10 protein-coding genes and 1 rRNA gene are annotated in these 11,789 nt (G+C 37.2%); all 11 read left to right on the forward strand.

Annotation, left to right across the window (positions count from 1 at the left end; all coding sequences use genetic code 11):
- Positions 1 to 92 precede the first annotated feature (92 nt).
- The 11 genes from rrf to gltX all read left to right on the forward strand — a co-directional run bounded on the left by rrf (position 93) and on the right by gltX (position 11,774).
- A 5S ribosomal RNA gene (gene rrf, locus CQ058_RS25175) occupies positions 93 to 208 on the forward strand.
- Between the two features lie 213 nt (positions 209 to 421).
- A complete protein-coding gene (gene ctsR, locus CQ058_RS25180; protein ID WP_002029353.1) occupies positions 422 to 883 on the forward strand; it encodes a transcriptional regulator CtsR in 462 nt (153 codons plus the stop codon).
- A gap of 169 nt (positions 884 to 1,052) precedes the next feature.
- Positions 1,053 to 1,601 (forward strand): protein-arginine kinase activator protein McsA, encoded by a 549-nt coding sequence (mcsA, locus tag CQ058_RS25185; RefSeq protein WP_002009823.1) that lies wholly within the window; start codon positions 1,053 to 1,055, stop codon positions 1,599 to 1,601.
- Positions 1,602 to 1,605: 4 nt separating this feature from the next.
- Positions 1,606 to 2,670, forward strand: coding sequence for a protein-arginine kinase McsB (mcsB, locus tag CQ058_RS25190; protein WP_002169332.1), 1,065 nt, complete (start codon positions 1,606 to 1,608; stop codon positions 2,668 to 2,670).
- A gap of 22 nt (positions 2,671 to 2,692) precedes the next feature.
- Positions 2,693 to 5,128 carry an ATP-dependent protease ATP-binding subunit ClpC gene (gene clpC / locus CQ058_RS25195; RefSeq protein ID WP_002009819.1) on the forward strand — a complete coding sequence of 812 codons (2,436 nt, stop codon included), beginning with the start codon at positions 2,693 to 2,695 and terminating at the stop codon, positions 5,126 to 5,128.
- Positions 5,129 to 5,222: 94 nt separating this feature from the next.
- A complete protein-coding gene (gene radA / locus CQ058_RS25200; protein ID WP_002009817.1) occupies positions 5,223 to 6,599 on the forward strand; it encodes a DNA repair protein RadA in 1,377 nt (458 codons plus the stop codon).
- Between the two features lie 3 nt (positions 6,600 to 6,602).
- Positions 6,603 to 7,676, forward strand: a complete 1,074-nt coding sequence (gene disA / locus CQ058_RS25205; protein ID WP_000392162.1) for a DNA integrity scanning diadenylate cyclase DisA — start codon at positions 6,603 to 6,605, stop codon at positions 7,674 to 7,676.
- Between the two features lie 160 nt (positions 7,677 to 7,836).
- The gene (locus tag CQ058_RS25210; RefSeq protein WP_002063406.1) at positions 7,837 to 8,940 is read left to right on the forward strand and encodes a PIN/TRAM domain-containing protein; all 1,104 of its coding nucleotides are present in this window, start codon (positions 7,837 to 7,839) and stop codon (positions 8,938 to 8,940) included.
- 16 nt (positions 8,941 to 8,956) lie between these two features.
- Positions 8,957 to 9,637 carry a 2-C-methyl-D-erythritol 4-phosphate cytidylyltransferase gene (ispD, locus tag CQ058_RS25215; RefSeq protein WP_002009811.1) on the forward strand — a complete coding sequence of 227 codons (681 nt, stop codon included), beginning with the start codon at positions 8,957 to 8,959 and terminating at the stop codon, positions 9,635 to 9,637.
- 113 nt (positions 9,638 to 9,750) lie between these two features.
- A complete protein-coding gene (gene ispF / locus CQ058_RS25220) occupies positions 9,751 to 10,227 on the forward strand; it encodes a 2-C-methyl-D-erythritol 2,4-cyclodiphosphate synthase (RefSeq protein ID WP_000488386.1) in 477 nt (158 codons plus the stop codon).
- 89 nt (positions 10,228 to 10,316) lie between these two features.
- Complete coding sequence (gene gltX / locus CQ058_RS25225) at positions 10,317 to 11,774, forward strand: glutamate--tRNA ligase (RefSeq protein ID WP_002191704.1); 1,458 nt, start codon at positions 10,317 to 10,319, stop codon at positions 11,772 to 11,774.
- Positions 11,775 to 11,789: the final 15 nt, after the last annotated feature.

The raw sequence follows: 11,789 nt of genomic DNA on the forward strand, positions 1-11,789 counted from the left end.
CATGTGGAGCTGACGAATACTAATAGATCGAGGACTTAACCATATAATATGAAGCAAATGTTATCTAGTTTTGAAGGAATATACCTTCATAGTTTGGTGATGATGGCAGAGAGGTCACACCCGTTCCCATACCGAACACGGAAGTTAAGCTCTCTAGCGCCGATGGTAGTTGGGACCTTGTCCCTGTGAGAGTAGGACGTCGCCAAGCAAAATAAAAACACAAGTCTTTTGACTTGTGTTTTTTCGTGTTTCTTTTTACAATTCATAGTAATTTAAAAAATCTTTACTTAAAGAATCGTCCTTTTGATTAAAGACAGGGAAATGTGGCTAGGATAGTGAATAAGCAAAAGAGTTGCAAATTTTTTTAATACGTATATAATTAAAGTCAAAGATAGTCAAAGTCAATAAAGGTGGCGGATAAATGAGAAATATATCTGATATCATTGAGAAATATCTAAAGCAAGTTATTGACTTAAGCAATAATAATGCGATTGAAATCAAGAGGAATGAGGTCGCTGATCGATTCGATTGTGTGCCGTCTCAAATCAACTATGTAATCAATACCCGTTTTACGTTAGAAAGAGGATTTGTAGTAGAAAGTAAACGAGGTGGAGGAGGTTACATTCGCATTATAAAAGTCAAACTGCATGATGATATAGACATTATTGATCAAATGCTTCATATGATTGATCATAGCGTTGCACAAGGAAATGCTGAAAGTATGATTATACGTTTAATAGAAGAAGGAATTATAACAAATCGTGAAGCTAAACTTATGTTAAGCGTACTAGATCGTTCTGTATTATTAATGGATGTTCCTTCTCGAGATGAACTTAGGGCTCGAATATTATGCGCAATGTTAAGAACACTGAAATATAAATAAATATAACTTTTGTTAAGAATGATAGCTAAGATAATGCAGTTTAATATTGTAGGGATTTTGAAAGATGACATGTGCTTTTACTAAATGGATTAAGGAAAGAGAACAATCTAGTAATGTATGAAAAGTATCATGAGATAGATCGTTCCTGTTGTAAAGGTGGGGGATAGCGATGACTTGTCAAAACTGTAATATAAGACCAGCAACTTTACATTATACAAAAGTAATCAACGGAAAAAAGGCGGAAGTTCATCTTTGCGAGCAATGTGCAGAACAAAGTGGCTATACGTCTTTCTTTCAATCACCGCAGTCTAATTTTTCATTCCATGACCTATTAGCCGGATTATTGCATAGTGAACCGGCAATGTTTGAAGAAGGGCAAGATGCATTTTCAAATACAAATATATCAAGATGTCCGAATTGTAAGATGACATATGAACAATTTACAAAAGTGGGACGCTTTGGATGTGCTTCTTGTTACGATACATTTAAGGGGCATTTAAAACCGTTGTTAAAACGTCTTCACGGTGGGCATACGGATCATTGTGGAAAAATTCCTGAACGTATAGAAGGAAATATCTACTTAAAGAAAGAATTAGATGAACTAAAACTCAATCTGAAACAATATGTACAGAAAGAGGAATTTGAGAAAGCGGCTGAAGTACGAGATAAAATTCGAGGTCTTGTAAATCAGCTTAGTGAGCATAGAGAGGGGGAATAGTTCTATGTCACTGGACAGAATCATGAATGAAGCGATTAGTCCATGGATGAAGGGAGATGGCCCTGATTCTGATATTGTTTTAAGTAGTCGAATTCGTTTGGCTCGTAATTTTAAAAAATATCAATTCTCTACTATGCAAAACGAGGAAGAAGCTAAGCAGATTCATGAGTTATTTAAGAAGAAGTTTATAAAAAAACCTGTAGAACCTTTTGGGGAGTTTGAACTATTAAAAATGAATGAATTAAATCCTCTTCAAAGGAGAGTTTTAGTTGAGAAGCATTTAATTAGTCCAAATCTTGCAGGAACAGAATACGGAGCATGCCTACTATCAGAAAGTGAACATATAAGTATCATGCTTAATGAAGAGGATCATGTTAGGATTCAGTGCCTATTTTCAGGTTTACAGTTATCAGAGGCGCTTCAAAGTGCCAATCAAATAGATAATTGGATCGAGGAGCAGGTTGAATATGCTTTTGATGAATCGCTTGGATATATTACGAGTTGCCCCACTAACGTCGGTACAGGATTAAGGGCTTCGGTAATGATTCATTTGCCGGGACTGGTTTTAACGAAAAGAATTAACCGTATTATACAAGTAATTCAAAAATTAGGGTTAGTAGTAAGAGGAATATACGGTGAAGGTAGCGAAGCGTTAGGTAATATATTTCAAGTGTCAAATCAAATGACACTAGGGAAATCAGAAGAAGATATTATTGCAGATTTAAAGAGTGTCATTCAACAAATCATCCATCAAGAAAAAACGGCTAGAGAATTAATTGTACAAAATTCAAGCATTGAGCTTGAAGATAAAGTATATCGTTCTTACGGAATACTAGCTAACAGTCGTTTAATTCAATCTGCAGAAGCAGCCACTTGCTTATCAGATGTACGGCTTGGTATTGACTTAGGATATATACAAGGTATATCGAGAAATATTTTAACTGAGTTAATGGTTCTTACTCAGCCAGGCATTTTGCAACAATATGCAGGAGGACCTTTAGGACCAGAAGAAAGAGATTATCGAAGAGCAACCTTAATCCGTGAGCGATTACGAATTGAACAAAATTAAGCGCAAGTAGGAGGCGATTTCTATGATGTTTGGAAGATTTACAGAACGAGCACAGAAAGTATTAGCTTTATCTCAAGAGGAAGCAATTCGCATTGGGCATAATAATATTGGAACAGAACATATTTTACTTGGGCTTGTACGCGAAGGTGAAGGAATTGCAGCAAAAGCGTTAATTGCTCTTGGATTAAGTCCAGAGAAAGTTCAAAAAGAGGTAGAAGCATTAATTGGACGTGGAACAGAAGCTTCTCAAACAGTACATTACACACCTCGTGCTAAAAAAGTTATTGAGTTGTCTATGGACGAAGCTCGTAAGCTAGGCCATTCCTACGTTGGAACAGAACATATTTTACTTGGTTTAATCCGTGAAGGTGAAGGTGTAGCAGCACGCGTTTTAAATAATTTAGGTGTAAGCCTAAATAAAGCAAGACAACAAGTGTTACAACTCCTTGGAAGTAATGAAGCTAGTTCAGGTCACCAGGGTGGTTCATCAACAAATGCGAATACACCTACACTTGACAGTCTAGCACGTGATTTAACAGTTGTTGCACGTGAAAATCGTTTAGATCCTGTTATTGGACGTAGTAAAGAAATTCAACGTGTAATTGAAGTGTTAAGCCGTAGAACAAAAAACAATCCAGTATTAATTGGAGAACCTGGTGTAGGTAAGACAGCAATTGCGGAAGGATTAGCACAGCAAATTGTAAATAATGAAGTTCCTGAAACTTTAAGAGATAAGCGTGTTATGACATTAGATATGGGTACAGTTGTTGCTGGAACAAAATATCGTGGTGAATTTGAGGATCGTTTAAAGAAAGTGATGGATGAGATTCGCCAAGCTGGTAACATCATTCTATTTATTGATGAGCTTCATACGTTAATTGGTGCAGGAGGGGCGGAAGGTGCAATTGATGCATCGAATATTTTAAAACCATCTTTAGCACGTGGTGAATTACAATGTATTGGTGCAACAACTTTAGACGAATATCGTAAATATATTGAAAAGGATGCGGCATTAGAAAGACGTTTCCAACCAATTCATGTTGATGAACCAAACTTAGAAGAATCAGTTCAAATTTTAAAAGGTTTACGTGATCGTTATGAGGCGCATCACCGCGTATCTATTACAGATGATGCAATCGATGCGGCTGTAAAACTTTCAGATCGTTACATTACAGACCGTTTTTTACCTGATAAAGCAATCGATTTAATTGATGAGGCTGCATCAAAAGTGCGCTTACGTTCTTATACAACACCGCCAAACTTAAAAGAGCTTGAAGTGAAGCTTGAGGAAATTAGAAAAGAAAAAGATGCAGCTGTACAAAGCCAAGAATTTGAAAAAGCTGCTTCCTTACGTGATATGGAACAACGTTTACGTGAAAAGTTAGAAGATACAAAGCGTCAGTGGAAAGAGAAACAAGGACAAGAAAACTCAGAAGTAACAGTAGAAGATATTGCAAATGTCGTTTCCACATGGACACGTATTCCAGTTTCTAAACTTGCACAAACAGAGACAGATAAATTATTAAACTTGGAATCAATTTTACATGATCGTTTAATTGGGCAGGATGAAGCAGTTGTAGCTGTGGCAAAAGCTGTTCGTCGTGCGAGAGCGGGATTAAAAGATCCGAAACGTCCAATTGGCTCATTTATTTTCCTAGGACCTACTGGTGTAGGTAAAACAGAACTAGCAAGGGCATTAGCAGAATCTATGTTCGGTGATGAGGATGCAATGATCCGCATCGATATGTCTGAGTACATGGAAAAGCATTCTACTTCTCGTTTAGTTGGATCTCCTCCAGGATATGTTGGATATGAAGAAGGTGGACAATTAACAGAGAAAGTTCGTCGTAAGCCATATTCAGTTGTCTTATTAGATGAAGTAGAGAAAGCTCATCCTGATGTGTTTAATATTTTACTACAAGTATTAGAAGATGGCCGTTTAACAGATTCTAAAGGACGTACAGTTGATTTCCGTAATACAATTGTTATTATGACGTCTAATGTTGGTGCAGACGCATTAAAACGTAATAAACATCTTGGATTTAACGTACAAGATGAGAGCCGCGATTATTCAGATATGAAAGGTAAAGTAATGGATGAATTGAAAAAAGCATTTCGTCCAGAATTCTTAAACCGTATTGATGAAATTATCGTGTTCCATATGCTTGAGAAAAAACATATTCAAGAAATTGTAACTCTTATGGTGAATCAGTTAGTGAAACGCTTAAAAGAACAAGAGATTGAATTGCACTTAACAGAAGGAGCAATTTCAGCAATTGCTGATAAAGGATTTGATCGAGAGTACGGTGCTCGTCCGCTTCGTAGAGCAATTCAAAAACATGTAGAAGATAGACTATCAGAAGAACTGTTAAAAGGTGCTATTGAGAAAGGACAAAAAGTTATCTTTGATATAGAAGGAGAATCATTTGTCATTCATAGTGCGGAAAAGGTAAAATAAGTATAGACAAACAAAGAGGGCTACGCGATAGCCCTCTTTCTTGTACGAGAAGGATAAACGTTTGTAGATGAAAGTGAAGTGAACTATAAAAGATATGGCTAAAAAGAAAACAAAATTTACATGTCAAGAATGTGGTTATCAGTCGCCAAAATATATGGGGAAATGTCCTGGATGTGGTCAATGGAATACGCTTGTTGAAGAGATGGAACCAGTTGTATCATCAAGACGCCTTAATTATGCCAATGCAATTCAATCAGAAGTAACAAAACCAAGACGCTTAACAGAGGTAGAAACAAAGTCTGAGGCGCGTATTGAAACGAAATTTCAAGAGTTTAACCGTGTACTTGGTGGCGGGATTGTAGATGGATCTTTAGTACTTATTGGTGGAGACCCTGGGATTGGGAAATCAACATTGTTATTACAAATTTCATCGCAATTAGCAGATTCTTCATATGATGTACTATACATATCAGGTGAGGAGTCAGCAAAGCAGATCAAACTGCGTGCAGATCGTTTGCATGTAAAGGGTAGTAATCTATTTGTTGTAGCAGAGACTGATTTACAGAGAATTGCAGCGCACATTGAAGAGATGAATCCAGCTTTTGTTGTTATTGACTCCATTCAGACGATACATTTACCTGAAGTGACGTCAGCCCCAGGGAGTGTAACGCAAGTACGTGAATGTACAGCGGAATTAATGAAACTTGCAAAGACGAAAGGGATTCCTATTTTTATCGTCGGACATGTGACAAAAGAAGGGGCAATTGCAGGACCACGTATGCTAGAACATATGGTTGATGCAGTTCTTTATTTTGAAGGAGATCGTCACCATACATATCGTATTTTGCGAGCTGTGAAGAACCGTTTTGGTTCCACAAATGAAATGGGTATCTTTGAAATGAAGGAACTAGGTCTTGCAGAAGTACTAAATCCTTCTGAAATTTTCCTTGAGGAACGTCCAGTTGGAGTTGCAGGATCCACAGTGGTTGCTTCAATGGAAGGAACAAGACCGGTTTTAGTAGAAATACAAGCATTAATCTCCCCTACTAGTTTTGGAAATCCTCGAAGAATGGCGACGGGAATTGATCATAACCGCGTTTCACTTATTATGGCAGTGCTAGAAAAAAGAACAGGTTTATTGTTGCAAAATCAAGACGCATATTTAAAAGTTGCGGGTGGCTTGAAATTAGATGAACCAGCAATCGATTTAGCTGTCGCCTTAAGTATTGCTTCAAGTTTCAGAGATAAAGCTACTGCACCAGCCGATGCGGTAATAGGAGAAGTAGGCCTAACTGGAGAAATAAGAAGAGTATCAAGAATTGAACAACGTGTACAAGAAGCAGCGAAATTAGGATTTCAACGTGCTATTATTCCTAGAAAAAATTTGGGAGGATGGACAATTCCAGATGGGATTGAGGTAGTAGGTGTTTCTAATTTAGGAGAAGCGCTTCGTTTGACATTAGGAGGCTAGGCTATGGAGGAAAACAAGCAACGTGTCAAAAGTATGATTAATATTCTACAGCTTGTTGCCCCAGGAACACCACTACGCGAAGGGATAGATAACGTACTTCGTGCGCAAACTGGAGGGCTAATTGTTCTTGGGTATAATGAGCAGATTAAAAGTATTGTTGATGGAGGATTTCACATTAATTGTGCATTCTCACCGGCTAGTTTATATGAATTAGCAAAAATGGATGGGGCACTTATTTTAAATGAAACTGGGAGCAAAATTTTAATTGCAAATGCACAATTAGTTCCAGATCCATCCATTGATTCTATTGAAACAGGTATGCGTCACCGAACGGCAGAGCGTGTAGCAAAGCAGACGGCTAGCCTTGTTGTGGCTATTTCACAAAGACGTAACGTAATTACACTATATCAAGGGAACTTACGTTATACACTAAAAGATATAGGGGTAATTTTAACAAAGGCAAACCAAGCTATTCAAACGTTAGAAAAATATAAAGCTGTATGGAATGATGGGATTACGAATTTGGGCATTCTAGAATTTGAAGAGGTCGTTACAATGTCCGAGGTAGTCCACGTTTTACATAGTGTTGAAATGGTACTGCGTATTAAAAATGAAATAGTGAGCTACATTCATGAGTTAGGAACGGAAGGAAGGTTAATTCGTTTACAACTTACAGAATTACTAGCCGACTTAGAAGCAGAGGCAGCGTTATTAATTAAGGATTATTATCAAGAAAAAACGCAGGATCACCATCAAATTTTGAAAAAGTTACAAGATCTTGCAAATACACAGCTTTTAGAGGATAGCGATTTAGTTAAATTGCTCGGCTATCCAGGGCAAATGAGCTTAGAAGAAAGCGTGACACCGAGGGGATACCGAATCGCAAGCAAAATTTCTCGTGTTCCACCACTTATCATTGAAAATTTAATTAATCGATTTAAAACATTGCAAGGTGTTTGTCGTGCAACTATTAATGAATTGGATGATGTGGAAGGAATTGGGGAAGTTAGGGCGAAGAAAATACGAGAGGGCCTAAAAAGAATTCAAGAGCATCTCTATATGAGTAGACACAATTAAGAATATTACATTGATTCCATAATATAACGACACTAGAACATTTTTGTTATATGATATGGTATATTGGTAAATAAAACTATTTACAAAAAAACACGTCCGCTTTTGCATTCGGCGTTTTGATTAGCAAAACAATGGTTAATAATGAGTAGGAGGTGGTTGGATGTTAAAAAGGATCGTACAGCTCTTCTTTTTAGTGATCGGGGGAGCGTTAGGGATTTTTCTAATCCCAAAAGTTATTAATGTATTGGACGTTGGTGCTGTTCCTTTGCTTGAGGGATCGTACGTTCGTGCAATTATTGGTGCAATTATTTTATTTTTAACAACATTTTGGCTTGTGGATTATATTGTTCAACTTATTAAACATATCGAAGAAGCCCTTGTAAAGGCACCGGTAGCGGATGTTTTATTTGGTACATTAGGGTTGATCTCTGGTCTTATTGTTGCATATTTAATTTTGATACCAATTCGTGAATTCACGATTCCAGTCATTAGTACAGTATTACAAGTGTTCTTTACTCTTTTACTTGGTTATTTAGGATTCCAAGTAGGATTTAAAAAGAGAAATGAATTGCTAGGATTATTTACATTACCCCAGCGTGGAGGTAAGAAGAAAAACAATAGCGAGAACGAAGAGGTAGAGGTAGAAAAATCTACAACTCATTGGAAAATTCTCGATACAAGTGTAATTATTGATGGACGTATTGCGGATATTTGCCAAACGAAGTTTTTAGAAGGAACAATTGTGATTCCACAATTCGTATTAGAAGAGCTTCAGCATATTGCCGATTCTTCTGATGCTTTAAAGCGTAATCGTGGTCGCAGAGGATTAGACATTTTAAATCGTATTCAAAAAGAGCTACCAATTCCGGTGGAAATTTATGAAGGCGATTTTGAGGATATCCAAGAGGTGGATAGCAAGCTTGTAAAGTTAGCTAAAATCACTGGTGGAACTGTTGTAACAAATGATTTCAACTTAAACAAAGTTTCTGAATTACAAGGAGTAACAGTATTAAACATTAACGATTTAGCAAATGCAATTAAACCAGTCGTACTCCCTGGCGAAGAATTAAGTGTTTATGTTGTGAAAGATGGTAAAGAACAAAATCAAGGTGTGGCATATTTAGATGATGGCACGATGATTGTAGTAGAAGACGGTAGAGAATATGTCGGTTCGCAACTTAATGTACTAGTTACAAGTGTGTTGCAAACATCGGCTGGTCGTATGATTTTCGCAAAACGTAAATTATTAGAAAAAGCATTATAAGTAGAGGATTATTAATATGTATACGTTAATTATTCCAGCAGCGGGTCAAGGGAAACGGATGGGTGCTGGCAAAAACAAGTTGTTCTTACTTATAAATGGAGTACCTATCATTGTGCATACATTACGTGCTTTTGAAAAAGATAAAGCATGTAAACGTATTATCATGGCAATTAACGAAGAGGAACGCCCTTATTTTGAGGAGTTAATGCAGAAGTACCCGGTTGAAAAGCAGGTGCAATTTATTCAAGGCGGGGCCGAAAGACAAGATAGTGTGTATAATGCGCTTCAGTATGTGAGTGGTGTTGAATATGTTCTCGTACACGATGGTGCGCGCCCGTTCGTAACGAATAAGATGATGCAAGATGTATTAACTGCAGCAGAGAAATATGGTGCTTCCATTTGTGCGGTGCCAGTGAAGGATACCATTAAGAAAGTAGAACAGGGTGTTGTTGTTGAAACGGTAGAACGTTCTCAGCTTAAAGCGGTTCAAACACCGCAAGGATTTTCTGTTCCTCTTTTATTAGAAGCTCATAGAAGTGCAAAGCAAAGTTGTTTTCTTGGTACAGATGACGCAAGTCTCGTAGAACGTGTAGGGAAGAAAGTAGGCGTAGTAGAGGGGAGTTACTATAATATTAAAGTGACGACTCCAGAGGATTTACTAATTGCTGAAAGTTTCCTTCATGTTCAGAAGAAATAGAAGTGATGGTATTATAGTAAAGAAAAGCTCGGCAGTTGCCGGGCTTTTCTTTATAGAGATAGCAATATAATATAGAATTCATAAAGTAGTTTAGATTGAGGAGGATGTAAAGAATGTTTCGAATTGGACAAGGTTTTGATGTACATGAATTTGCGGAAGGTAGACCGTTAATTATCGGTGGAATTACAATTCCTCATGAAAAAGGATTAATCGGTCACTCGGATGCAGATGTATTGTTACATACGATTGCTGACGCATGTCTAGGAGCAATTGCAGCAGGAGATATTGGAAAACATTTTCCCGATACAGATCCTGCCTTTAAAGATGCGGATTCAGCCGTATTGTTACAAAAGGTTTGGGAATTTGTGCGTGAACAAGGTTATGAGCTAGGGAACCTAGATTGTACAATTATTGCCCAAAAGCCAAAAATGGCACCGCATATTGAAAGCATGCGTAAACGCATTAGTGAACTATTAGAAACGTCTATTGATAATATTAATGTAAAGGCAACAACAACAGAAAAATTAGGATTTACAGGTAGAGAAGAAGGGATTGCTTCTCAAGCGGTTGTTTTATTACAGAAAAAATAGTGGTTTTTAATTCGTAAGATGGATAATCACGTTTTTTTGGTGTACAATTATAGAATGTGTTGACATTAAGATTGGAAGGTGTACCAACTATGGAAAAGCAAGTGAGAGTGCGCTATGCGCCAAGTCCAACAGGACACTTACATATCGGAAATGCGCGTACGGCATTATTTAATTATTTATTTGCTCGTCATCAAGATGGTAAGTTTATTATTCGTATTGAAGATACTGATGTGAAACGTAATGTTGCTGGTGGAGAAGAAAGCCAATTAAAATACTTGAAATGGCTCGGTATGGACTGGGATGAAGGTGTTGATGTTGGTGGTGAATTTGGACCATATCGTCAAACAGAGCGTTTAGATATTTATAAAAAATTATATAAAGATTTATTAGAGCGTGATTTAGCTTACAAATGTTATATGACAGAAGAAGAGCTAGAAGCAGAGCGTGAAGGTCAAATCGCTCGTGGTGAAACACCGCGTTATGCAGGAAACCACCGTGATTTAACTGAGGAGCAAATTAAAGGATTTGAGGCTGAAGGCCGTATTCCAAGTATTCGCTTCCGTGTGCCGGCTGATAGCGACTACACGTTTAAAGATCTCGTAAAAGATGAAGTTGCATTCCATTCAAATGATTTTGGTGATTTCGTTATCGTGAAAAAAGATGGAATTCCAACTTATAACTTTGCGGTAGCGGTAGATGATCACTTAATGGAGATTACACACGTACTTCGTGGTGATGATCATATTTCAAACACGCCAAAACAAATGATGATTTATGAAGCTTTCGGTTGGGATATCCCGAAGTTCGGTCATATGACTTTAATTGTAAACGAAAGCCGTAAAAAGCTAAGTAAGCGTGACGAATCTATTATTCAATTTATTGAGCAATATAAAGAGCTTGGATATCTTCCAGAAGCAATCTTTAACTTTATTGCATTACTAGGTTGGTCACCAGTAGGTGAAGAAGAAGTCTTCTCTCAAGATGAGTTTATCAAAATGTTTGATGCAGCTCGTTTATCAAAATCACCTGCATTATTTGATTCCCAAAAACTAAAATGGATGAACAACCAATATATGAAAAAACAAGATTTAGATACGGTTGTTGAACTAAGCTTACCGCATTTAGTGAAAGCGGGTCGCGTAGGTGAAAACTTAAGCGAACAAGAACAAGCGTGGGTTCGTGATGTAATTGCTTTATATCATGACCAAATGAGCTTTGGAGCTGAAATTGTAGAGCTTTCTGAAATGTTCTTTAAAGATCATGTTGATCATGAAGAAGAGGGACAAGAAGTATTGAAAGGTGAACAAGTACCTGAAGTACTTCGTGCATTTGCCGATCAATTAGAAGCTTTAGAAGTAATGGAGCCAGCGGCAGTTAAGGCGGCTATTAAAGCAGTTCAAAAAGAAACAGGGCATAAAGGTAAAAACCTATTTATGCCAATCCGTGTTGCTACTACTGGACAAACACATGGTCCAGAGCTTCCTAACGCTATTGCTCTTCTTGGAAAAGAAAAAGTTTTAAATCGTATTCAAAAAGTAATTGGTTAACATTTTCTAGGTTTA

Source organism: Bacillus sp. MYb56 (assembly GCF_002976445.1).
Taxonomy (GTDB): domain Bacteria; phylum Bacillota; class Bacilli; order Bacillales; family Bacillaceae_G; genus Bacillus_A; species Bacillus_A mycoides.